General features: G+C 37.8%; 21 protein-coding genes and 1 riboswitch. Of the genes, 10 read left to right on the top strand and 11 right to left on the bottom strand.

The features are described from left to right. The first annotated feature begins 281 nt into the window (after positions 1 to 281). Positions 282 to 434 (top strand): hypothetical protein, encoded by a 153-nt coding sequence (locus tag K9V48_RS22180; protein WP_181455806.1) that lies wholly within the window; start codon positions 282 to 284, stop codon positions 432 to 434. Beyond that, positions 435 to 629 (top strand): DUF3813 domain-containing protein, encoded by a 195-nt coding sequence (locus tag K9V48_RS22175; protein ID WP_111615725.1) that lies wholly within the window; start codon positions 435 to 437, stop codon positions 627 to 629. Positions 630 to 669: 40 nt separating this feature from the next. Here the strand turns inward: K9V48_RS22175 and K9V48_RS22170 are convergent, their stop codons facing one another. Next, positions 670 to 1,140: a BsuPI-related putative proteinase inhibitor gene (locus K9V48_RS22170; RefSeq protein ID WP_224141318.1), complete on the bottom strand. Its 471-nt coding sequence runs from the start codon at positions 1,138 to 1,140 to the stop codon at positions 670 to 672. 12 nt (positions 1,141 to 1,152) lie between these two features. Continuing rightward, positions 1,153 to 1,995, bottom strand: coding sequence for a YitT family protein (locus K9V48_RS22165; RefSeq protein WP_224141317.1), 843 nt, complete (start codon positions 1,993 to 1,995; stop codon positions 1,153 to 1,155). Positions 1,996 to 2,433: 438 nt separating this feature from the next. Between K9V48_RS22165 and K9V48_RS22160 the strand changes: the two genes are divergently transcribed. Both K9V48_RS22160 and K9V48_RS22155 read left to right on the top strand, forming a co-directional pair. Then, positions 2,434 to 3,291, top strand: a complete 858-nt coding sequence (locus K9V48_RS22160; RefSeq protein ID WP_224141316.1) for a DegV family protein — start codon at positions 2,434 to 2,436, stop codon at positions 3,289 to 3,291. Positions 3,292 to 3,354: 63 nt separating this feature from the next. Beyond that, a complete protein-coding gene (locus K9V48_RS22155; protein ID WP_111615721.1) occupies positions 3,355 to 3,486 on the top strand; it encodes a DUF3941 domain-containing protein in 132 nt (43 codons plus the stop codon). Positions 3,487 to 3,607: 121 nt separating this feature from the next. Here the strand turns inward: K9V48_RS22155 and K9V48_RS22150 are convergent, their stop codons facing one another. Next, positions 3,608 to 4,468 carry a CvfB family protein gene (locus tag K9V48_RS22150; protein ID WP_224141315.1) on the bottom strand — a complete coding sequence of 287 codons (861 nt, stop codon included), beginning with the start codon at positions 4,466 to 4,468 and terminating at the stop codon, positions 3,608 to 3,610. Positions 4,469 to 4,637: 169 nt separating this feature from the next. Between K9V48_RS22150 and K9V48_RS22145 the strand changes: the two genes are divergently transcribed. The 5 genes from K9V48_RS22145 to K9V48_RS22125 all read left to right on the top strand — a co-directional run bounded on the left by K9V48_RS22145 (position 4,638) and on the right by K9V48_RS22125 (position 14,046). Next, on the top strand, positions 4,638 to 5,129 hold the full coding sequence (locus K9V48_RS22145; RefSeq protein WP_224141314.1) for a YajQ family cyclic di-GMP-binding protein: 492 nt from the start codon (positions 4,638 to 4,640) through the stop codon (positions 5,127 to 5,129). Between the two features lie 265 nt (positions 5,130 to 5,394). Next, positions 5,395 to 5,552, top strand: a riboswitch (SAM riboswitch). Between the two features lie 99 nt (positions 5,553 to 5,651). Beyond that, positions 5,652 to 7,505 carry a bifunctional homocysteine S-methyltransferase/methylenetetrahydrofolate reductase gene (locus tag K9V48_RS22140; protein ID WP_224141313.1) on the top strand — a complete coding sequence of 618 codons (1,854 nt, stop codon included), beginning with the start codon at positions 5,652 to 5,654 and terminating at the stop codon, positions 7,503 to 7,505. Then, positions 7,498 to 10,920: a methionine synthase gene (gene metH, locus K9V48_RS22135; RefSeq protein WP_224141312.1), complete on the top strand. Its 3,423-nt coding sequence runs from the start codon at positions 7,498 to 7,500 to the stop codon at positions 10,918 to 10,920. Before K9V48_RS22140 ends, metH begins: the two co-directional genes overlap by 8 nt. Before the next feature lie 244 nt (positions 10,921 to 11,164). Next, entirely contained in the window at positions 11,165 to 12,037 is an 873-nt protein-coding gene (locus K9V48_RS22130; RefSeq protein ID WP_224141311.1) for an SDR family oxidoreductase, read from the top strand. 206 nt (positions 12,038 to 12,243) lie between these two features. After that, positions 12,244 to 14,046: an alpha-glycosidase gene (locus K9V48_RS22125; RefSeq protein ID WP_224141310.1), complete on the top strand. Its 1,803-nt coding sequence runs from the start codon at positions 12,244 to 12,246 to the stop codon at positions 14,044 to 14,046. Positions 14,047 to 14,082: 36 nt separating this feature from the next. Here the strand turns inward: K9V48_RS22125 and asnB are convergent, their stop codons facing one another. Beyond that, positions 14,083 to 15,933: an asparagine synthase (glutamine-hydrolyzing) gene (asnB, locus tag K9V48_RS22120; RefSeq protein ID WP_224141309.1), complete on the bottom strand. Its 1,851-nt coding sequence runs from the start codon at positions 15,931 to 15,933 to the stop codon at positions 14,083 to 14,085. Between the two features lie 319 nt (positions 15,934 to 16,252). Here asnB and K9V48_RS22115 point away from each other — a divergent pair, with 319 nt between their 5' ends. Beyond that, positions 16,253 to 16,813, top strand: a complete 561-nt coding sequence (locus K9V48_RS22115; RefSeq protein WP_224141308.1) for a DUF2777 family protein — start codon at positions 16,253 to 16,255, stop codon at positions 16,811 to 16,813. Positions 16,814 to 17,033: 220 nt separating this feature from the next. Here K9V48_RS22115 and K9V48_RS22110 read toward each other — a convergent pair whose 3' ends face one another. From K9V48_RS22110 to K9V48_RS22080, 7 genes are all read right to left on the bottom strand, one after another. Next, the gene (locus K9V48_RS22110; RefSeq protein WP_224141307.1) at positions 17,034 to 18,341 is read right to left on the bottom strand and encodes a CitMHS family transporter; all 1,308 of its coding nucleotides are present in this window, start codon (positions 18,339 to 18,341) and stop codon (positions 17,034 to 17,036) included. A 221-nt stretch (positions 18,342 to 18,562) separates the two neighbouring features. Further along, positions 18,563 to 19,687, bottom strand: a complete 1,125-nt coding sequence (locus K9V48_RS22105; protein WP_224141306.1) for an AbrB family transcriptional regulator — start codon at positions 19,685 to 19,687, stop codon at positions 18,563 to 18,565. A 584-nt stretch (positions 19,688 to 20,271) separates the two neighbouring features. Continuing rightward, entirely contained in the window at positions 20,272 to 20,430 is a 159-nt protein-coding gene (locus tag K9V48_RS22100; RefSeq protein ID WP_224141305.1) for a hypothetical protein, read from the bottom strand. A 193-nt stretch (positions 20,431 to 20,623) separates the two neighbouring features. Continuing rightward, entirely contained in the window at positions 20,624 to 21,580 is a 957-nt protein-coding gene (locus K9V48_RS22095; RefSeq protein ID WP_224141304.1) for a tripartite tricarboxylate transporter substrate binding protein, read from the bottom strand. A 17-nt stretch (positions 21,581 to 21,597) separates the two neighbouring features. Beyond that, positions 21,598 to 22,293: a response regulator gene (locus tag K9V48_RS22090; protein WP_224141303.1), complete on the bottom strand. Its 696-nt coding sequence runs from the start codon at positions 22,291 to 22,293 to the stop codon at positions 21,598 to 21,600. Positions 22,294 to 22,305: 12 nt separating this feature from the next. Further along, positions 22,306 to 23,904 carry an ATP-binding protein gene (locus K9V48_RS22085; RefSeq protein ID WP_224141302.1) on the bottom strand — a complete coding sequence of 533 codons (1,599 nt, stop codon included), beginning with the start codon at positions 23,902 to 23,904 and terminating at the stop codon, positions 22,306 to 22,308. 322 nt (positions 23,905 to 24,226) lie between these two features. Beyond that, positions 24,227 to 24,586: a YisL family protein gene (locus K9V48_RS22080; RefSeq protein ID WP_224141301.1), complete on the bottom strand. Its 360-nt coding sequence runs from the start codon at positions 24,584 to 24,586 to the stop codon at positions 24,227 to 24,229. Between the last annotated feature and the right edge of the window lie 478 nt (positions 24,587 to 25,064).

Raw genomic sequence — 25,064 nt, 5'->3', positions numbered from 1 at the left:
CCCCCACTGATGGTTAGTTCGCACTTATCGGACCTTTACGGGCAGTTAATCTCCCACCTATCTTCTTTGTATTTGTACACTCAGAAGCCTGAGGTCGGAGTCTTACTGCCCGTTAAGAGTGGGATAACTGTCAGTGAAGTGGGACTTTGCCATTCAAGCCGGATAAATACGACTTAATTTAGTGTAATTCAGATACAAATTCCCATAAATATAAACAAGCTTTTCGTAAACAATAAGACAGACGTTAATAAACGTCCTTATTACAAAGGGGGGCTTTTTCAATGGGTAAACGTAACAAATCAAAACGTTTTGTTCAACAAGGCAAAGATGCAGTTACTAAACACGATGAAAGGTTCCCTTACCGCACGACTTTATCAGAAGCCGAAGAAAGTAAAACAAAGCAATCGTTTGATACCTCACTTGGAGGGATATAAATGGGTAATCAATTGTTTCAGCAAGCCCGAGAATCTGTTACCTATGCACATTCAGTTGCAAACGGAAGCGTTCAAGGTGATAAGTACGAAGCAATCGTAAAAGCAAAGAATGCATTATCGTCCGCATTCGCCAACAGCACAGATGCAGAACGTGCTCAATTACGTGAATTTCAGCAAACAATTGACTCTATTTAAAACAAAGGAACTGACTCGAAAAGATGAGTCAGTTCCTTCGTTATTCAGGAATCTCGATGGTCGACTTGTGAATCAAATTCTCATCATCATGAGCTAAAATCGATACATCCACTTCATATTCACCAGGCATAATCTCTCCATATTCCCATATCTCTTCCCACTGCACGCTTTCACCTTGCTTTATTAAGGCATATTCAATTGCTTGAGTAAACATCTTCCCTGCTGAATAACGATATACTTCTTGATCATTTCCATCCGTTACAATGATTTCATACTTTTGACTAGTAGGAAATTCTAGCTTTTTCATTTCGTTAGAATTATTTGCTAACGTTATGATGAATTCAGCCTGATGTTCAGTTACATTCACGTCAACCTTTAATTCTAACTCGCCATTTTCCACATTACTTTCTCTTTCTTCTTTTACAATTGTATTTGCTTGTTCCTCAATATTATTTGAGCAGCCAAATAAAAAGATAAGCATCGTACAAAAAATAATGGTGGATCGTACCATTTAAGCACCTCATTAATCTTTTCTAAAGAAGCCAAAAATCCCTGTTGTTTGAACAATATTTGTAAATGCGTTGGGATCTACTTCTTTAATAATTCTTTCTAAATCATACAATTCATAACGCGTTATGACAATGACCATCATATCCTTTTCCTCATTGGTAAAAGCACCTTTCGCAGGAATTGTCGTTATCCCTCTCACTAATTTCGAATGAATCGCCTTCTTTAAAGCATCTGCTTTCTTTGTAACAATCATCGCAGTTAGTTTTGCATGTCTCGTATGGATTGCATCGATTACCCTTGTTGTCGCATAAAGTGCAACGAGGGTATACAACGCTTTCTCCCACCCATATAGGAAACCTGCAGCCATAATGATAATAGCATTTAACAGAAAGAAATAAGTCCCTACTGGCTTATCCTTCATTCTAGATAGGACCATTGCGATAATATCAAGACCTCCAGTAGAAGCTCCATATTTCAAGGTGATTCCAACTCCTACAGCTAAAATGACACCACCAAACACAGCGTTAAGTAATATATCATCAGAGAGTGATTCTAAAGGGATTATTTCTAGGAAGATAGTCGTCGCTGCTACGCTTAAAAAGCTATACAATGTAAAAGCCTTCCCTACCTTTATCCATCCTAAAAATGCAACAGGAATATTCAGTACTAGTAATAAAATACCTGTGGAAAGATAAAAAGGTGTGTATTCCTCAAGTATGCTAGAAAGCAACTGAGCAACACCTGTAAAACCGCTAGAATATACATTTGCCGGAATTAAAAATAAGTTCAAGCCAATTGAATTAAATAATGCACCAATAAGTACAACGATCACTTTTTTCGTTTCTGCTTTTATCATAAATAGAATTACCTCCACATTCTAAGGACCTTGCTCTTGTTTTTCCCAATTTTATCGAAAATGAATACAAAGATTGAATTTTACCTTTATCATGATAAACTATAAGCGAAAATAAATGTGCCCTGTTAACATGACTGCCTACTTGAAGTAATATAGTTAACTATACATAAGGCGATATTTTAAGAAAAGCGCAAGCGCCTTGTTCAGCCTCAGGCTTAGCATAAGACGTTCAGGAATAGAAGGTGTTCTTTGCCTTCAATTCCTGAGTGGCTTAGGACCCAAGAGGCAGTCAAGAACGCGACGTCCTGTCGCATTGACTGCACTTGCACGTCCTGTGCTTCGGAGCCGGACGCTTGCGCTGGACACGACAACTTAGTCAAAAATTTTTATACTTTCTTATCCTATAAAAAATGAATGAAAATAAAAGAGGTGTTTCAAATGAACGTACATATCATAGCTGATAGTGCCTGTGATTTACCAATAGACTATTTTGAGAAGCGTGAATTGTCATTTCTTCCGCTAAACGTAGATTTGAACGGTGATCAGCGGCAAGATCAAAAAGACATTAAACCTAAGCAATTATATGATGCAATGCGTGAAGGCACTGTTGTTAAAACATCACAAGCTTCTCCACTTCAATTCAAGGAGCTTTTCACTAATCTTGCAAGCAAAGGCATTCCTAGTCTTTATATCGCACTGTCCTCAGAGCTTTCCGGAACCTATCAAACAGCAATGATGATCCGCAATGAGGTACTTGAGGAATACCCTAACTTTGAGCTGGTGATTATTGATTCAAAATCCGTCTCTCTAGGACTTGGTCTCGCCATCAAATATGCAACAGATTTAGTCGAAAGTGGAAAAACACTTAGTGAAGTTGAAGCGGCAGTTAAGAGCTATTGTATGAAAATGGAACATATATTTACGGTCGATGATTTAGAATATTTAGCTCGGGGAGGAAGAATTAGTAAAGCTTCTGCCTTTGTTGGAGGTCTTTTAAATATTAAGCCATTACTCCATATCGAAGCTGGTAAATTAGTTCCACTTGAAAAAATCCGCGGCCGCAAAAAGATGTTTCGACGTATGATTGAAATCATGAAGGAACGTGGTGTCAACTTAGAAAACCAAACCATTGCCATTAGTCATGGAGATGATGAGGATGCAGCAAATACAATGAAAGCGATGATCGAAGAGGAATTTTCACCTAAGGAGATTTATATTAACTATATCGGTGCTGCTGTTGGAGCACATTCTGGACCTGGTACACTCGCGATCTTCTTCTTAAATGACGAACATTAACTCACATAGTTGTCATGAAATAAGGGAATCATAAAGCTACATTCGTTTGAAAGGAGCTTTTTCATGCCACACACTAGTGATAATGATAAAAAGGCAAAGGATAATAACGCCAAGCACCATGAAAAAAATATGGAACGCGAAAAAAACCGTAAGAAAGGTGAACGTCAATATTCTAAGAAGACCGATCATCTATAAAGCTGGAATGTCTTGATTTGTTTAAGAAAAACCAGACAGGAAATTGGACAAAGTTACAAAGAGCATGGAATAATCCATGCTCTTTGCTATTACTATAGAATTAGATAACGTTTCATCATTCTCATTGTTCTGTCTGTTCTTTAAAATACGTCCAGCCATCTTTTTGATAAACTCTACCCTGTTTCATTAAATGACCCAATGCTCGTTTAAATGCTGCTTTACTAAGTTGAAATTGTTCTTTTATATCTTCTGGATCGCTTTTATCATTGAATGGCATTGCTCCGCCTCTTGCTTGCATATATGCGTAAACTCTTTCAGCGTCGACACTTAAAGCATCCTGTTTTCGTGGAAGTAAAGACACATTGATTGTACCATCTTCCTTAACATCGATTACTCGGCCAGTCACTGTTTCACCTAAACGTGGTTCGACTGTTCTCTGCGAGGAATGAATAAATCCTTTATAGCCTTCTTCTGTTATAATAAATGAACCGGCAACGATCATACGATAGACAGTTCCTGTGACTTCTTTATTAAACATTTCACGATCAGCCATTTGAAAGTATGGTTTCATGATATCCTCTGTAGCTAACCGAGTAAAAAATCGGCCATTCCCAGAGACCTTTAACGTACAAAAAAGCTTGTCCCCAACTTCAGGCCATACTTCTCTTAAAAACGGGAGGTGATCTCTATCGACAAGAGCATCCTTGCTTAAGGCAATGTTTACAAACGCCCCCATATCCTCTACAACATCAACCACATCTACCCAAGCATATGTGCCTTCTGTTATTAGCGGTTTTTTCATCGTCGCATATAGTCTATCCTGTGCATCTAGTACGAAGAAGACTTCAATCTTTTCTCCTTCTTCTATTTCGCCAATGATTTCACTTTTGTGTAATAAGACACGCTCTTCCCCATCTGTTAAGAAGTATCCATAATCAACTTTCTCATCTATCGTTAATGTTGCAAATGTACCTGGCATCATAACATCTATCTATCCTCTCTTATTTAAAATGAACGAATATTATTGGTTGACTTTCCTTCAAAATGTTCCGTTCCTTCTCATTCAGACTGATTGTCAGTAGCAAAAAGTTGTGATGATTGTTTTATTCTACTATAATTTAATCATATTATATACGGAATGGAGGATTATTATGGCGAAAGATAGTTCATTTGATATTGTATCCAAAGTTGAATTCCCTGAAGTAACGAATGCAATCAGTATGGCAATGAAAGAAATTACGACTCGTTACGACTTCAAAGGTAGTAAAAGCACTATTTCACTAGAAAAGGAAGAGCTCGTTTTAGTTTCCGATGATGAGTACAAGCTTGATCAGCTAAAAGACGTGCTCCTTTCAAAACTCGCGAAACGAGATGTACCAATTAAAAATATTTCCTACAAAAAGATCGAAAATGCATCTGGTGGAACAGTTCGTCAACGAGCAGAATTAATTTCTGGAATTGATAAAGACAACGCAAAAAAAATTAACACAATTATTAAAAATAAAGGATTAAAGGTCAAAACACAAATCCAAGATGATCAAATCCGCGTAACAGGAAAAAGCAGAGATGACCTCCAACAAGTCATTGCTGCCATAAAATCAGCTGATTTACCAATTGATGTCCAATTTATTAACTACCGCTAAGTCTTCTTTAGTTTGTCATACTAGCACTATACTAATGCAGTTTCTACAACATCCATCTGTTGCAGGAACTGCATTTTTTCGTGTCTAACTCCACCAAACAAATCATATGATGTTTATGGTGAAATCGATTTAATCATTAACAGAAACGTTACTTTTCACTTGTAATGTAAAAAAAATATTTTCTCGCTATTGATTTTATTCTAAATATTAGATAAATTATCATTAACACTTTTTATTGTAACAAAAACAAAATCAAAAATTTTATATCTTATCAAGAGAAGCTGAGGGACTGGCCCTATGAAGCTTCAGCAACCGGTTTATACGTGTGCGGATCTGGTGCGTTTTTTTAACCAATTCACAAATCCCCCTCGGGTACCAAGGTGCTAATTCCAGCTAAGCATTAAAATGCTTGAAAGATAAGGAGAAGCTTCGAATCATTCAGCCTTCTTCTTTAGAAGGCTTTTTTATTTAAAAAAGATTCTTTTCTCCTGACACATACTAATATTGATCGGAGGATTTTCTATGAGTTTTTTGGAAGACTTACAAAGTAAAATATTAATTGGTGACGGTGCTATGGGGACGATGCTTTATTCTCATGGTGTAGATCGGTGCTTTGATGAATTAAATCTATCTAAGCCTGATGATATTTTACGCATTCATCAAACCTATATTCAAGCTGGTGCAAACCTTATCCAAACGAACACATATGGAGCAAACGATATTAAGCTCTCACGCTATGGTCTAGAGGATGACATTAGACAAATGAACAAAAAAGCCGTCGAGCTCGCTAAGCTTGCTGCTACTCCTTCAACTTATGTTTTCGGAACAATTGGTGGTGTACGTTCTTTGAAGAAGAGTGCGCACACAATTGATGAGATTAAGCGCAACTTTAGAGAGCAGCTTTTTGTCTTACTGAATGAGGATGTCGACGGGATTTTACTCGAAACCTACTACGATTTTGAAGAAATGCAAACCGTACTTCAAATAGCTCGAAAAGAAACAACTAAACCAATCATTGCCAATGTTTCGCTACATGAAGCAGGCGTTTTACAGGATGGCACATCTTTACCAAAAGCCTTTTTAACTCTTGAGGAGCTTGGTGCAAATGTCATTGGTCTAAACTGTCGATTAGGGCCTTACCATATGATCCAATCTCTTGAAGAGGTTCCGCTCCTTGAGCATGCCTATTTATCTGTCTTCCCGAACAGTAGCTTACCTACTTTAAATGAAGGACGACTTGTCTATGAATCTGATGAAAACTATTTTAAAGAAAGCGCCTTACAGTTTAGAGAGCAAGGTGTCAGACTTATTGGCGGTTGCTGCGGTACAACTCCTAAGCATATTAAAGCAATGGCTGAAGCAGTATCACATCTAGCTCCTGTGACGACGAAGAAAGTAAAAGTCCCTAAACAGGAACAAGTAAAGATCACAAGTAATAACAAAGAGACACTTCCTCCACTTCAAGAAATTGTGAAGGAAAGGCGCTCCGTTATCGTTGAACTTGATCCACCAAAGAAACTGAATATGAATAAGTTTTTACTAGGAGCACAAGCTTTACATGATGCAGGTATTGATGCTCTTACTCTTGCAGACAACTCACTTGCATCTCCCCGTATTAGCAACCTAGCTGCTGGGATGCTCGCTAGGGAAAAAACAGGGGCAAGAGCCTTAATTCATATTACATGTCGTGACCGAAACTTAATTGGCCTACAATCTCATTTAATGGGCCTCCATTCTTTAGGTCTATCAGATGTATTAGCCATTACTGGCGACCCATCAAAAATTGGTGATTTCCCTGGTGCTACTTCTGTTTACGATTTATCATCCTTCGATTTAATCAGTTTAATCAAACAATTCAACGAAGGAGTCTCTTATTCAGGTAAGCCACTTGGGGAAAAAACAAATTTTTCAGTTGCTGCTGCTTTTAATCCAAATGTCCGTCACTTAGATAAAGCTGTAATTAGACTTGAAAAGAAAATTGCTTGTGGTGCAGATTATTTTATATCTCAACCGCTTTATTCAAATCAGCAAATAATCGATGTATATGAAGCCACACAAAATCTAAAAGCACCTATCTATATTGGCATCATGCCGTTAACTTCAAGTCGAAATGCAGAATTTATTCATAATGAAATTCCGGGAATCAAGCTTTCTGATTCCATTCGTGAAAAAATGGCTGCTGCAGGCACAGACAAGGAAAAAGCTCGTCAAGAAGGGTTAGCCATTGCCAAGGATCTGATTGATACTGCTTATGATTTATTTAATGGTATTTATTTAATTACCCCATTTTTAGATTACAGCTTTACAGTGGAACTAACCAACTATATCCACGAAAAGGAAAAACAAAAGGCTGAAAGGAAGATCACACATGTGTAGCATCAAAGATGAACTAAAGAAACGAATTCTCGTACTTGACGGAGCAATGGGGACAATGATTCAGGCTGCTGATCTCTCGCCTGCTGATTTTGGTGGCGATGAATACGATGGCTGTAATGAATATTTAACCTTAACAGCCCCGAAAACGATCGAGGCCATTTACGAGGCGTACTTAGAAGCCGGCTCAGATATTATTTCAACAAACACCTTTGGTGCTACCAGTCTTGTTTTAGATGAATATGATTTAGGATCTATTGCACTCGAACTAAACATAGAATCAGCAAAAATGGCGAAAAAGGCAGCTGAAAAATTTTCAACCCCTGATAAACCTCGATATGTTGCTGGAGCAATGGGCCCTACAACGAAAACATTATCGGTTACAGGTGGTACAACATTTGATACGTTAGCCGACAACTACGAAGAGCAAGCAAGAGGATTAATTATCGGTGGTGCAGACTTGCTTCTTCTTGAAACAAGTCAAGATATGCTAAATGTAAAAGCTGGATTCATCGGCATACAAAGGGCGTTTGAAAACACAGGTAAAGAACTGCCACTCATGATTTCCGGAACAATTGAACCGATGGGTACAACTTTAGCAGGTCAAGATATTGAGGCTTTTTATGTTTCCTTAGAACATATGAAACCAATTTCAGTCGGTCTAAACTGTGCAACAGGTCCCGAATTTATGACAGACCATATTCGCACATTATCCGGATTAGCCAATACAGCTGTTAGTTGTTATCCAAATGCAGGATTACCTGATGAAGAAGGGAATTACCACGAATCACCAGAATCACTTTCTAAAAAGCTTGTTGGCTTTGCTGAACAAGGTTGGCTTAACGTGGTCGGTGGCTGCTGTGGAACAACACCAGATCATATTAAAGCAATGGTAGAGGCTGTTTCTACTATTACACCTCGTCCAATTACCGATGTTGCAAATGGTCACACTGTTTCCGGAATTGATGCCCTTCTTTATGAAGAAGGCATGCGACCATTATTTGTTGGTGAACGTACGAATGTAATTGGTTCTCGCAAATTCAAGCGGTTAATTGCTGAACAAAAATTCGAAGAAGCCTCTGAAATTGCGAGAGCACAAGTAAAAAACGGTGCACATGTTATCGACCTATGTTTAGCAGATCCTGACAGGGATGAGCTTGAAGATATGGAAGCATTCATTCAAGAAGTTGTTAAGAAAGTAAAAGCTCCTCTTGTTATTGACTCGACAGATGAAAAAGTCATTGAACAAGCACTAAAGTATTCGCAAGGTAAAGCCATTATTAACTCGATTAACCTTGAGGATGGTGAGGAACGATTTGATGCCATTGTTCCACTAGTCAAAAAATATGGTGGGGCATTAGTCGTTGGAACAATCGATGAAATTGGTATGGCATTAACAGCAGAAAAGAAGCTTGAGGTTGCCATTCGTTCACATGATTTACTCGTCAAAAAACATGGACTGAAGGCAAGTGATTTAATTTTCGATCCACTCGTATTCCCTGTCGGAACAGGTGATGAACAGTATATTGGCTCAGCAAATGAGACGATCCGTGGTATTCAACTAATAAAAGAAAAGTTACCAGAATGTTTAACCATTCTTGGGGTTAGCAATGTATCATTCGGCCTTCCCCCTTTAGGACGTGAAGTGCTGAATGCTGTTTATTTATACCACTGCACACAGGCAGGTCTTGATTATGCGATTGTAAACACAGAAAAACTAGAGCGATTCGCATCAATCCCAAAAGAAGACATTCGATTAGCAGAGGATCTTTTATTTAAAACAACAGATCAAACATTAGCTGATTTTACGAACTTCTATCGTGGTAAGAAAAAGGTAGAAAAAAAACCTTCCAAATCACTTCCATTAGCAGAAAGACTTGCTGGCTACATCGTTGATGGAACGAAAGAAGGTCTCCTTCCTGATTTAGAATTAGCTCTAAAGCAATACCCTGACCCCCTTTCCATTATCAATGGGCCACTTATGGCTGGAATGGCTGAAGTTGGTGTATTGTTTAATGACAATCAATTAATTGTAGCTGAAGTGTTGCAGAGCGCAGAAGTCATGAAAGCCTCAGTATCCTATTTAGAACAATTTATGGACCAAAAGGAAGATAGCGGAAAAGGGAAAATTTTATTAGCAACCGTAAAAGGCGATGTTCACGATATCGGTAAAAACTTAGTCGACATTATTTTAAGTAATAACGGCTTTAAAGTGATTGACCTTGGAATTAAGGTAACACCGCAAACATTAATTCAAGCAGTAAAAGATGAAAACCCTGATATTATTGGATTATCTGGCCTTTTAGTAAAATCAGCACAACAGATGGTGATTACCGCTCAAGATTTACACGAAGCAAAATGTGATATACCCATTTTAGTTGGTGGTGCTGCTCTTTCTAGAAAATTTACGAGAACGAAAATCGCTCCACAATACAACGGACCAGTGGTTTATGCAAAGGATGCGATGGATGGATTATCTTTAGCAAACCAATTGCGTACAACACCGGAGTTGTTTGCTGAAAAAGAGGTTGCTGTTGCGGAAGAAAGGAAACCGAAGAACACGACATCAAGCGCTGTTACTGAGCTTTTAGAAAAACGAGGCAAAATAAGTGAAGCACCAATTTTCACTCCTGTTGATACGAAACGACATCTACTTAAAGATATTGATTTAACACAGATTATTCCGTACGTGAATATGCAAATGTTAATCGGACATCACCTAGGGTTAAAAGGGAAAATTAAAGAATTAGTGAAAAAGCAAGATCCAAAAGCGGTAGAATTAGTCGAGTTAATTCAAGAGCTTCTCAAGGATGGCGTAAAAAAGCAATGGTTTAAACCAGCTGCTGCGTACCAATTCTTCCCGTCCTATAGCGAAGGAAATAAGCTATATATCCTAGATCCAATTAACACAAATACCGTTTTGGAAACCTTTGATTTTCCAAGACAAGACAAGCTCCCTTATCGTTGTATATCAGACTATATTCGTCCAAAGCAGGATCATGAATTTGATTATGTCGCGATGTTTGCCGTGACAGCAGGAAGTCAAATTCGTGAGCTAGCACAAGGCTTTAAAGAACAAGGTGACTATTTAAAAAGCCATGCTGTTCAAGCTCTTGCTTTAGAGCTTGCAGAAGGACTTGCCGAGCGAACACATCAACTCGTCCGTGACCGTTGGGGCTTCCCTGATGCACCCGACTTTACAATGGAGCAACGTTTTTCTGCTAAATACCAAGGTCAAAGATATTCATTTGGCTACCCAGCTTGTCCAGACCTTGAAGATCAAGCAAAACTCTTTAAGCTATTAAGACCTGAAGATATCGGGATTCAACTTACAGAAGGCTTTATGATGGAGCCTGAAGCATCAGTAACCGCTATTGTTGTTGCACATCCTGATGCAAAATATTTTAACGTCATGTAATTGAAAGAATTTGAAGCCTTGAAACTTATTGTTTCAAGGCTATTTTTCATGTAGGTGTTGTGAATCGTCGTTTTTCAAAGGTTAAAAAAGGGTCGATTTTCCTCTGATGTATGTTAATTCCGTCATTCAAGCGAATAATTCTGCAATTGACCATTCTTTTCTCCAATTGGATTCTTACTAAACATACTTTAACTCATTTTTTCACATACTACAGTTTGGTAGTAAAAATGAGGAGGTATGCAAATTGAGTAACAATCAAAATCAACTGAAACAAACGATGCCACCCCAACATCAAAATATACAACCGGGTCATGAGGACCTGATGAACCCAGCACCTAAATTTGATAATGCATCATATACCAGTAGTGGCAAACTAAAAAATAAGGTGGCGATTATTACTGGTGGTGATAGTGGAATCGGGCGAGCTGTTGCAGTCCTTTTTGCAAAAGAAGGAGCAGATGTTGCCGTTTCATTTTTAGATGAGCAAAAAGATGCTCAAGAAACGAAAAGGCATGTGGAAGAACAAGGGCAAAAATGCTTACTTATTCCTGGCGATATTGGTAATGAAGCAATTTGTCAACAGATTGTTTCAGAAACGATCAATACATTTGGAAATATAGATATTTTAGTAAACAATGCAGCAGAACAACATCCGCAAAAAGGAATTGAAGACATCACAAGTGAACAACTTGAGAGAACATTTCGCACAAACATTTTCTCTTTCTTTTATTTAACAAAAGCCGCTCTTCCCCATTTAAAGAATGGCAGTGCAATTGTGAATACTTCATCTGTGACTGCTTATGCAGGGAATGAACAGCTCCTTGATTATTCTGCAACAAAAGGAGCAATTACATCGTTTACCAGATCTTTAGCTCTTTCGCTAGCAGGTAAAGGTATTCGGGTAAATGGCGTTGCACCAGGACCAATTTGGACGCCATTAATTCCTTCTACCTTCCCCGCTGACCAAGTAGCTACATTTGGCGCAAACACGCCAATGAAGCGACCGGGCCAACCTGAAGAATTAGCACCTGCATATGTATTTTTAGCTTGTGATGATTCCTCTTACATGTCAGGACAGATTATTCATATTAACGGTGGAAAAATTGTGAATGGTTAAAGAAGAAAAGCGCAAGCGCCTTGTTCAGCCTCGGGCAAATAAGACGCTCAGGAATAGAAGGTGTTTTTTACCTTCTATTCAAAAGTGGCTAGGCGTTGGTGCTGGATGCTGAAGTACTATAATACTTAGCTAAAGTAATAGAATTTATAAGTTCCTAAGAAAGAGAATCTAAGTCGTTGAAAGGGATTATGATGGAGGAGGATTCTATGCTTAAAGAAGCCATTTATCATCGACCTAAAAATCAGTTTGCTTACGCCTGTAATGATGATGCCTTACATATCCAACTACGAACAAAACGTCATGACGTGAGTACAGTCTTTCTTTACTATGGTGATCAATTTGAATTTGAAAACAATCAGTGGAAGCATGCTACGATTGAGATGACGATTAGCGGATATGACGAGCTTTTTGATTATTGGTTCGTTGAAGTTACTCCACCCCATCGGCGTATACGATACGCTTTCCACCTGAAGGATCATGAGCAGGAGGTTTTTTACACTGAAAAAGGATTTAGCGATAGCGTCCATGAAGATTTTTCAAGCTATTTTTGCTTTCCTTTCCATCATCCCTCCGAACGATTTAGCGCCCCCAGTTGGGTGAAGGATACGGTTTGGTATCAAATTTTTCCAGATCGTTTTGCAAATGGCAATCAAGCTAATGATCCGAACAGTACGCTTCCTTGGAATAGTACCGAACCAACAACTTCTACGATATTCGGTGGTGATTTTGAAGGAATTATTCAGAATCTCGCTTATGTCGTTGAATTAGGGATAACCGGGATCTACTTTACTCCCATTTTCAAAGCTCACTCCAATCATAAATATGACACGATCGATTACATGGAAATTGATCCACAATTTGGTGATAAGACTACATTTAAACGTTTAGTAACTGAATGTCATAAGCATGGGATAAAGGTGATGCTTGATGCCGTTTTTAATCATTGTGGAGAGGATTTCCCTCCGTTTCAGGATGTGATGAAATACGGTGAAAAATCTCAATATAAGAATTGGTTTCATTTTTCCTCGTTATCATCAGAGCAAGATCAGCTCCACTTTCATACATTTGCTTTTGAGAGGTCAATGCCAAAGCTAAATACGCAAAACCCCGAAGTAAAAAAGTATTTACTTGATGTTGGAGAGTATTGGGTAAAAGAGTTTGAGATTGATGGCTGGAGATTAGATGTGGCAAATGAGATTGATCATCAATTTTGGCGAGAATTCAGGCAAAATGTCAAAAACATTAATAAGGATGTATACCTTGTAGGAGAGGTCTGGCACGATGCGATGCCATGGCTATTTGGCGATCAATTTGATGCTGTCATGAGCTATCCCTTTGCGAATATCTTACTTCGCTTTTTCGCTTATGATGCAATTGGTGCGGAACAATTCAGCCATGAACTACAGGGGTTTCTCCATCAATATCCAAGACCTGTTCATGAGGCTGCCTTTAATTTAGTTGGGAGTCATGACACCCCCCGCCTTCTCAATCTTGCTAACATGAATAAACAAAAAGTCAAACTTTTGACCGCATTTCAACTTAGTTTCACAGGTTCACCATCTATTTATTATGGCGATGAAATTGGGCTAACAGGTGAACAAGATCCAGGCTGCCGAAAATGTATGCCTTGGGAAAAGGATGAGCAGGACGGCGAAATGTTAGCATTTTTTAAAAAGCTGATTAAACTTCGGAAAAGCTATCCGATTCTAGCGAATGAAGGCACTTTTTCGTTTTTAGAAGCTAATAATAATTGCAATTATATTTGTTACAAGAAAGAAACAAATCAGCAGTTGTTTATTGCTGTAATGAATAATCATCCAACAAAGCAAACGATTCCATTGCCACTTAATTTAAAGGATCAAACCATCATCGACTTATGGACACTCGAGGAGTTTGCTGCACACTCTGATCAGATCACTGTCACCCTCGATCCGTATGACTTTACTTTTTTACTAATTAGTAAAAGCAACACGGAAGCTCTTAACGAGCTAAGTTATGAAACAAGTTGAAAAGGAGACTGACGATTCCCAGTCCCCTTTTCAATACTATCTTTCATCTATGTCAATCGAATAGGTCTCAAACCATACATGAATTTGCGCTAAATGAGCTAAAAGCTGCGGTCCAGACATTAACTGACCAAACCATGGCACTTTGAAGGCTCTCCCCTCCGACTCTATCAGCTCATCTAATGCTTGTTTATTTAACAGAACATGTAAAATGGAATCCTTTTTGCTCACTAGAGATTGAAGCCAGTTTTTTACCAATCTTGTATACTCTGGATTATGAGTTTTCGGATAAGGACTTTTCTTACGATATAGCACTTCATTCGGGAGTATTCCTTCTAATGCTTTTCGTAAAATACCTTTTTCACGGTCACCATGCATTTTCATTTCCCAGGGGATATTCCACACGTACTCAACGAGGCGATGATCAGCGAATGGGACACGAACCTCTAAGCTTGCACCCATACTCATCCGATCTTTTCGATCCAATAAATTCGCCATAAACCAATGAATATTTAAATAAAAGAGCTGGCGTCTTTGGGCTTCGATTTCTGACTCACCATCTAGGAGTGGCGTTTCATTAACCGTGTCCTGATAGCGTGCTTGCACATATTCATTTAATTTTAACTTTTCCTGCCATTCTGGTTTTAATAGCTTGATTCTCTCATCCGTTGACCGCATCCACGGAAAAGCAGAGCTTGCTAAGTCTTCTGGTCTGCGAAACCATGGATAGCCTCCAAAAATTTCATCTGCACATTCTCCCGATAATCCAACAACAAAATCCTGTTTTATTTCACGACAAAACCAAAGTAATGACGAATCAATGTCAGCCATTCCCGGTAAATCTCGAACGGTTGTTGCTTCAATTAAATAGTCAACTAATTCCTGTTGAGAAATCACACTATTATGGTGAACTGTATGGAACGTTTCAGTCATTTTGTTAATCCACGGTCCATCTGAATTTGGTTGAAATTCATTCGATTTAAAGAATTTCCCATTGTCCTCGTAATCAATTGAATAGGTATGAAGTCTACCTTTCCCTTCACGTTTATAGTGTTCCGCTGCTACGGCTGTAATTGCACTAGAATCTAATCCGCCTGAAAGAAATGTACATAATGGAACATCAGAGACAAGCTGTCTTTTTACTGCATCTGTAAATAGAAAACGAACCTTCTCAGCTGTTTCATCTAACGTATCCTCATGTGGCTTGCTTTGCACATTCCAATAACGCCACTTCTTTAACCCATTCTTTGTATAGATTAGCGCATGACCGGGACGAAGTTCTTCAATTCCTTTAAAGACACCGAACCCTGGTGTTCTTGAGGGTCCGACACCAAATATGTCTGAAAGACCAGTTTTATCTAGTACAGCGGAAACAGATGGATGGGCTAAAATGGCCTTTAGTTCAGAAGCGAAGATAAGCGATCCATTTTCTTCATTGTAAAATAACGGTTTAACCCCTAAACGATCTCTTCCAATGAATAGCTTTTCCTTCGCTGTATCCCAAACCGCAAAGGCAAAAATTCCATTTAGATGTAAAAGACATTCTTCCTCCCACTCAATATAGGATTGAAGCAACACTTCTGTATCTGAATGACCTTTAAACGTGTAACCTCTTTCTACCAACTCTTTACGAATATCCTCCGTATTATAAAGTTCACCATTATAGCAAATTGTATAGGTATTTTCGTCCTTCGATCGACTCATTGGCTGTCTTCCACCTTCAGGATCAACGACAACTAATCGTTTATGGCCGAATAAAACGTGATCTTCTCCCCAAATGTTCGTATCATCTGGTCCCCGTTTCGCTAACGTTTCCACCATCTTTTTCATTGTGTCTGTTTCAGTTCGTAAATTCCCCTTAAAGTTAACCCAACCTGTAATCCCACACATAAAAGCATCATCTCCCTAGCAAAGATTATCTTATAAACCTACGTCACGAACCTAATCTCAGTAGATTGTATTGTATGCCCAGTGGAAATTATTGGTGATTTGTCCTTAACGCTATACCCATGCATAAACTTTGCAATTTTTGTCTAAAACGATAAGAAAAGCGTAAGCGCCTTGATCAGCCTCAGGCATGGCTTATGACCCCTAGGGGCTAGGGGCTAGGCGCTTGCGCTGAACCTTTCTCGAAGACAAGACTTATAAGTTCCGAATTTATTTTCCTAAACATCGTTACATCTTTCACAACAACTGGAGGGTTAAATAAATGTGTCCGTATAAACGCACCGATCTATTATTAAATCAAAAACGCTCATACTTAACTGGCTTAATCGAAGTAACCGACGATCAGTATGTCATATACGATGATATGAATGATGAGCTTCATTTATTAGAAGATGTGCATGACCGTCATCTAGAAATTCTTAGTCCACATGGATGGAAAGCTGGAAAGTGGATGGGATTAGGAAAGGTAAAAACAGAGCTTGGTTTGTCTTTCTTAAATTGCGGAGATACCGTACGTATTAGAAAGATGCTTCCACTAGCACTTGATGAAATGCTAAAGGAATTACATGATGAGACATTTGTTCGATTTATTAACCAACTAAACGCCTTATCATTCTCACCATTTGATTGTGTTTATTCTTATAATCAGCTACTCTTTTTAGAAAATAATATACACAAAAAGGGAGTCTCATTTTATCAATTTGATAATGAAGATTGCATATGTGCCATTCAGCATCATTTTGAACGAGGCGTCCATTCCTCAGATCGGATTGAAATCACAACAAGCTTTGGAGAAAGAAGCTTAATTAGTTCTTTGTATTAAATTTTTTAGGTTTGACAAGCGAATAATACTGAGCTAAAGTACAATCGCCCTGAATGCCTTTCATGTCCTATGATTGTGCTTTAGCATGATGTCGAAGTGCTTAGCTACAGTATTCAAACATTATAACGTTAACTAAATAACACAAAAAATCACCTCTAGTTAGAAACGGGAGATGATTTTTTGTGTTGTTTTAGAAAATAAGCAATTCAGTTTATTAAATTTAGAAAGTGATAACCCCTAGGATAATCGCTACAACAATCATGACTAAGCTTGACCCTAATGCCCACTTAAAAATAAATTTTTGGTGGTCACCAAATTCAACACCAGCCATACCAACTAGTAAATAGGCGGAAGCCATTAGTGGACTCATCGCATGAATTGGCTGGCCTAGTACAGATGCACGAGCAATCTCTACAGGCTCCACACCATAAGCAGCCGCAGTTTGTGCCAAAATCGGCAAGACACCAAAATAGTAAGGATCATTTGCCATAAAATAAGTAAACGGAATACTTGTTACAGCAGTAATAACAGCAAAATATGAACCTAAAGATTCAGGAATTACATTAACTAAGCTATTCGCCATCGCATCAACCATTTCTGTTCCAGATAGAATACCTGTGAAAATCCCAGAAGCAAATACTAATCCGACAACGGCAAGGACATTTCCTGCATGACTAGATATTCTTTCTTTCTGTTCTTCTAAATTTGGATAGTTAATCATAAGTGCGATGACAAAGGCAATCATGAATAGAATAGCTAACGGTAAGACAGAGGTCATCAAACAAATAAGCAATGCAATAGTTAAACCAAAATTCACCCATCTCAGTTTTGGACGCTTATACTCTTCTACTTCTAAAGCTGCACTTTGTTGGCTGAATGCAAGCATCTCTTCCTGTGAATATTGAATCTTTGCAATACCCAATCTTTGCCGTTCCTTTTTCCCAAGAATAAACGCCGTACATAAGTTCCATAAAACTGCAGCCATCATTACTGGGATAAGAGGTATAAACACATCTGCTACATCAAGCTGCAGGGCAGCTACTGCTCTCGCTGTCGGTCCGCCCCATGGAGTCATGTTCATAACACCAAACGAAAGCATCGCTATACAGGTTAATATGAGCGGATTCATTCCAATTCGCTTATAAAGCGGAAGCATTGCTGTTACCGTAATCATATAAGTCGTCGTTCCATCACCATCAAGCGCTACCAGCATCGAAAGGATAGATGTCCCTAATACTATTTTTAATGGATCACCTTTAACAATCGCTAAAATTTTTGAAACAAGTGGATCGAACAAACCAGAATCAATCATGATTCCGAAATAAAGGATAGCAAACATTAACATTACACCCGTTGGTGCAACTTGCTTAACACCTTCAAGCATCATTTCACCAATTCCAGGACCAAAACCTCCTAGTAAGGCAAACAATATTGGTATCGTAATTAATGAAACTAAAGCGGACATTCGTTTCGTAATGATTAAAAACATAAATACGACAATCATAGCAAAGCCTAAAAATGCTAGCATAATTTTCCTCCCCTATTTCATGTTCTCTTTAGTCATTGAGCGCGAGTGACAGACAAGTATATATTTCGAATATTATGTATCATTATAAATTAGCTGTTATGTTCTGTAACCGTTTACAAAATATAAAATGTAAAATTTTTTTTAGCTATTTTGTTCATTTTGTTCATAGATTAGGAATGCGTTTATCCACATTGAAAAACGCATGGAAAAATCCAAGCGTTTTATAATGATTTCACTGATTTTTCTTCAACATGATTTCTACCAAATATCCATCTTAAAAAAATCGGTACAATAAATAAGATAAAAAACACACGAAACAATTGATAAGCAGCAACCATTGACACATCTGCTTGGACTGTATGAGCCGTAACACCCATTTCTGGTAAACCACCTGGTGCTATACTTAAAAATGCAGTTGTCATTGTAATCGGATACAACTTATGTAAACAATAAGCTAATCCAAAAGCAAACCCAACAATCAATAATCCCGAAATAATTGAAAACGGCAGAAGCTTTCTCCAATTTCTTAACATATTTATTTTTATTCCAAGGCCTAAATAAATTCCTAAGCAAAGCTGTGCAATAACAATTAGAATCGGAGGTAATTGAGGTGTTTCATAGCCACATAAAGTTAAAATAGCTGATGAAACTAGTGGTCCTATAATCCATGGAGTTGGAAATTTGAAGCGAACCGCTAATGTAGTAATACATAGAACAATTACAATAACTGTCATTAATGTTGAGAAGCTCCCATATTCAGTTTGCACGACTAAATCGATTAAAGGTTGACTGTTTTGTGTTTCATCACTTGAAAAGGCATGAATCGATAGTGCTGGGACAATGAAAATCACCGTTAACATTCTAATTGTTTGCATGAACGTCACAATGGTTGGATCTGCGCCCTTTATCTCTTCGCTCATCATAACCATTTGCGATAAGCCGCCTGGTGTCGTTCCCATTACCGCACTTGGTATACTAATTCCGGTTAATCTTGAGACTAAATAGGCAATTACCAGTGCAAAAACGACCATTAGAACCGTCACAATCGCCATAGATGGCAATTGATTGATAATTTGTCTCGCACTTTCATTCGTAAACGATAACCCCATGCTATATCCTAATAGCATCTGCCCTCCATTTCGAAATTGATCTGGCCAGTATAACGATCTTTTCGAGAGCAGTTTCCAGATCACAATCGCCGTTAAAGGCCCAAGCATCCAAATCAACGGCAAATGGAAGATTGTAAATAAAATCCCCCCTGCTAGTCCACATAATAATGTTTCAATCAATTGAACTTGTTTTCGTTTTCTTCTCGTCATAAACCTTGTGATCGATGGAATCATCATCATTCCCCCTCCTTTCTTCACGGAGTCATTTTCTTGAAAACAAAAGAAGGCTGACTCAATGGTGTAAAATCTCTCAGCTTGCTCGTTTAAAAGCAGAGATGTTCACACATTTATATCCTGAGTCAACCTTGTAATCAAATCATTTCTATCAAATTTAGGCGACAGTACCCCTTCCTCAAGGAATGTGCAGGGCTGAGTAGGTGGGGGGTGAATCGCCTTCGAATACGGTCTACCAACAAAAGATACCCTAAGGCAGATTGTTGGTAGATTAAGTATCCGAGATGGTACAATACTCCTGTAATTGTCCCTTGAAAACTAAACATAGCAGGTTGTGGCAAGAATCGTTGCTTTGCCACGTAAAATGTTCAAGCCAAACGTCAGCCGAAGCACACAATCGTGTGAAAACCAATAAGCTGAAAAGAAGTCCCAACGGCATCCAAATAAGACCAATGGGATAGAGGGGTTGGGTGTTTTTAGCACACCAATGTGTCAACTCCACTAACGTTAAGCGTTCAGAAATGTTCGATACGTTAGAAACCCCCACTTCAAATTTTCGTTAGAAAATTAAATGACGGGAGTATTCATTAACTCACAGCTTCAACAACATAATCGTTAAAGTAGACAACATGCGAGAGAATTTTACAACCATTTAGCTTTTGGATCGATTCTTTTGCCTCTTTCTCAGTTTCAAATTCAAACATTTTAATACTATTATCATTCGTATAAACAGTAATTACCCACATTCATTCGTTCCCCCAATAATATATTAAAAAGTAACGTTGTAAAAACAGTGTTAGATACGATTTATAGTATTTATCTTGTACTTTTGCCAATATCATATAGCCATTACTAGGAGAAGTAAATAAAAGAAATGATTATTTCATTATATTCTTTTAAACTATTTTGTTTATTTTGTTTAAAGAATAGAAGTGGTTGTTATCCCCCCATTAATACCTCATACAACTTCGCCTGTTCGTCCAGAAATTTAGACGTTTCACTACTATTTTTATAAAAGTCGTTCCACATATACTTCTGCAGTGTTTGCTGCCATTTTTCTGTTTTGACCATTTCTCCAATCGTTCTATCCCAAAATTGAATTTCATCCTTGGTCATATTAGGCGGTCCCATTATTCCGCGCCAATGTTCAAAAACTAACTCAATTCCTTCTTCTGACCATGTGGGGATTTCAGGAAGTTCATTTAATCTTTCTTTAGATGAGATAACGAGCAGCTTTACTTGATTTAAATCATAGTATTTTTTAGCCTCTGATAAAGTCATTGTTGCAACATCTATTTGTTTTTTTAACAATGCGTCAACTACTTGACCACTATTTTCATAAACAAAAAACTCGAGTTCCTCAGGTGGTAATCCTGCTTGTTTGCTTGCTAATACAAAAGAGAGCTGATCATCATTCCCTAATCTTGGCGAAACACCAATTTTATAAGCATGAGGTGTCTTTTTCAAGTTTTCCATTAAGCTTTTTGCACTGCTTATGCTTGAATCCTTCGAAACAATTACAACTTCCCATTCTGTAGCCAAGGTAGCGATTGGTGTAAAATCTTTGTAGGTTAACTTACTTTGACCTAATAAATTATTTGTAATAAGCAGGCTTGAATTTATTGCTAAAACATGGTCTTTTTGTTGCTTTGTATATTTCCACCCTAGTTCCCCACCTGCTCCAATTTTATTCATAACACGAATATCCCCATCAAGTAAGTTTTCACTTATTAATATGTCCTGTATCGTTCTTGCCGTTAAGTCCCAGCCTCCGCCAACTGAGCTTGGAGCGATAATCGTTACTTCATCTGTAACCACTGCCGGATCCGAATCTAGTGAACACCCATTGATAAGCATGACCAAAAGTGTGAAAACGACAATTATTTTTTTCTTCATTTTCATACCTCGTTCACTTATCTTATATTACTTTCTTTTTCTAACAGGTAATATTTCCTCTCAGGCCTTCCGACAATTCCATACTCGTGTTTTGCTGTACAAACATTTATCGAAACGAGATATTCCAAATACCTTCTTGCAGTTGTTCGAGAAGCCCCTATCTTTTCACCCATTTCCTCAATGGAAATGCCACCTTCAAGTTCTTCCATCACTTCTTCCACTTTCTTTAACGTATGACGATCAACACCTGATGGGAGATCTTTTTGATTGATTGTCGATTGGTTAGAGCTTCCAAAGTATCGGTCAATCAACGTTTGATCCACCTCATCACGATTACTAAGTAATTTTTTCTTCTTTTTATAAGCTTCGATTGTTTCAATAAATTTTTCCATTGTTACTGGCTTTAATAAATAATTAGAAACGCCGAATTTGATCGCCTTCTCTAGCATCGTTCTTTCTGTTGCGGCAGTCACCATAATAATATCAATCATTGGGTAATGCTCTCTAATTTTCAATAATAAATCTGTACCAAGTTCATCAGGCATATAAATATCTAGTAAAAGCAAATCAACTTCACAATCGCCTAGTATTTCCATCGTTTCTTTCGCATTTAGGGCCTTACCAATCAGTTTTACACCCGGTACCTTTTGTAAAAATTGTTCTTGTACTTGTGCAATTCGAAAATCATCCTCTGCAATAACGACCTTAATCAATTTCTTCCTCTCCTAACTCGATTCCAAAGATTTTTTTGGAAGGTATACTGTAAAAATGGCCCCACCATTTTTTTCATTATTCACTTCAATTGTCCCACCTAATGATTCTACGATGTGTTGAACATTGAAGAGACCATATCCTCTATTTTTCCCCTTAGATGAATATCCTAATGAAAATAAGGCTCCTAACAAATCCTCAGAAATTCCTTTACCGCTATCAGTTACTTCGATAATGATATCGTTTCCAATACTAGTAATGGAAAAAGTCACTTTTTTCTCTTTCTGATGTGTAACTGCGTCAAATGCATTATCAATTAGATTTCCAATAATAGTAATGATATCCGTTACCTCAATATGACTTGGTAAGGGATCGACAAAACTTTCGCTATCAATTTCGAGGTTAATTTTCTTTTCAGATGCCTTTCCAAGTTTCCCTAATAAAATCGCTTGAACATTTGCATCATGAATTTGATTAAATAATATCCGGCTTCGATGATGGTGAAGAGCGGACTCTTTTTGAATAACTTCAAATGCTTCCTGATATCGTTCTAATTGTAATAACCCCGATAGCAAATATAATTTATTTGCGTACTCATGTGTTTGCGCACGAAGTCCCTCTGAGTATTCGCGAACCTCTGAAATGGTATCGATCAGCTTTTTTAATTCTGTTTTATCTCGGAAACTAGATACGACCCCTACCACCTTTTTATTTTCAATGATTGGGATTAAATTAAAAATAAACACCTTATCATTAATCAGAACCTCTTCGTTATGAATCGTTTTTCCAGTCTGTAACACATCACCTATTTTAACATTTTGTAGGACTTGATTGACGTGTTGACCAATAAAGTCTTCCTCATTTATGTTCAACATCGACCTTGCTGAATGATTGATCAGCGTTATTGCTCCTTTTTGATCAATCGCAAGGATCCCCTCTTTAACGGATAAAAGGATGGCACTCCTTTCTCTATATAAAGAAGAAATTTCATGTGGTTCCAGTCCCATTGTATCCTTTCTTATACTTCTAGTTAGAAAAATACCACCAATGATTCCTACAATCAAAACAATCAATGACGCAATGACAATCGTTTTAATTCTACTAGATATATTTTGATAAATATCTCTTTCAAGAAACTCAACCGACACTGTTCCAATCACACGAGTGTAATCCCCATAGTCTGCAACAATAGGAACCTTTCCAATTAACACAGCCCCCGGTTCTCGTTCCACTTCAAAAGTGTTAGAACCTCCAAAAATTAACGCATGATAATTTGTGTGGTCTAAACTTTTCCTACCAACTTGGCTTGGATTTGAGTGTGAATAAATAATCTGTTCACGATTTTCAATGATGATATTTTCCGCATGTATTTGATCTTTTACTTGCTCAGCGATTGGGCGGAAATGGGCTTCTAGGTCTCTCTTTTCAATTGCACCTCTAAGCTCAGGCATGAGAGAAATCGTCTTCGCTGATTGCAAAGCTAATTGTTTCACTTGGTTCCTTGTATCAACAGATTGTAAGTATGAAAATATACTGGCAAGAAGAATAATGATGACAAGAATTAACGTACTAATTAATCCTAATATTTTTGTTTGTAATCGAATTTTTTTCATTGTGCTTAACCCTTTTTAAAAGTAACTTTCAATTATAATCATCCTTTTAACATCCTACTATCTAGCGTACACCATTCTTCTTCACTTAAAAAGAGATAATTGTATAGAACAAAAGCGCAAGCGCCTTGTTCAGCCTCGGGCAAATAAGACGCGCATGAATAGAAGGTGTTTTTTACCTTCAATTCATGCGTGGCTTATACCCAAGAGGGGCTAGGCGCTGGAGCTCGATATCGTGCGCTTATCCACAGTACAAGAATTTTATAGTTACGCTAAACGATAAAAAAATGCCCACCCCCTTTGGAGTAGACACACCTTCTAAACATTATCGAAATAGCCAGAAACCTAAAGGCAAACGAAGCCCCAATAATACTGTCAAAATGAAGGCAGCAAAGAATAGAATCCAAAATACTTTTGTTGGTTTACCTTTTTTCGATTTTACTAACACCATTTCCATCATACCAATTGTCACGATTCCTAAAATGATCTTACCGATATACTCTCCGTCTATTTCGTAAAGACCTGTCACCATGATAAAACCTGTCACAAGAACTAAAATATAGAACAGTCTTAACACCATGTGAACAATTTTAGACGGTTTTTCTTTTCCTGATTTTAATAGAGAGTTAGCTACAAAGAAAAGGATGATAGCTACTACCCATGTCGTAATATGCATATGTGTCATGTTTTATTCCTCCTTAATAGGTTCAAACAACACTATTTTAGCATGATTCACCAAAAATATTAATGAAAGTCCCTCAAAGAATTGGGGTGTTGTGTCTATTTCTTGAAGAAAGCTTAAAATCGTTATATAGAGAGACGAATATAATAATGGGGAATTGTTTTCCAACAAATCTGTAAAAAAGAAGGGTTGGGTGAATGGACTCTTTATCGTACTGCCCGTTATTCTGGCGACAAGCAAACAAAAGGACAGGGTTTCTAATTTTTAGACCCTGTCCTTTTTATGAACTTACCAAAGCTCAATACTAGCATTAGTCTAGTCTACTCATAAAGCGAGACTTCCATCAGTGGGGGTTTTCTTCATCCCCACTGATGGTTAGCGAGACTTATCGGATCTTTACGGGCAGTTATCTCCCACTTATCTTCTTTGCTTCTCTCGAATCTCGAAGTCGGAGTTTTACTGCCCGTTAAGGTGGGATAAA

Source organism: Metabacillus rhizolycopersici, assembly GCF_020075705.1.
This window is presented reverse-complemented; position numbering and strand designations above follow the sequence as displayed.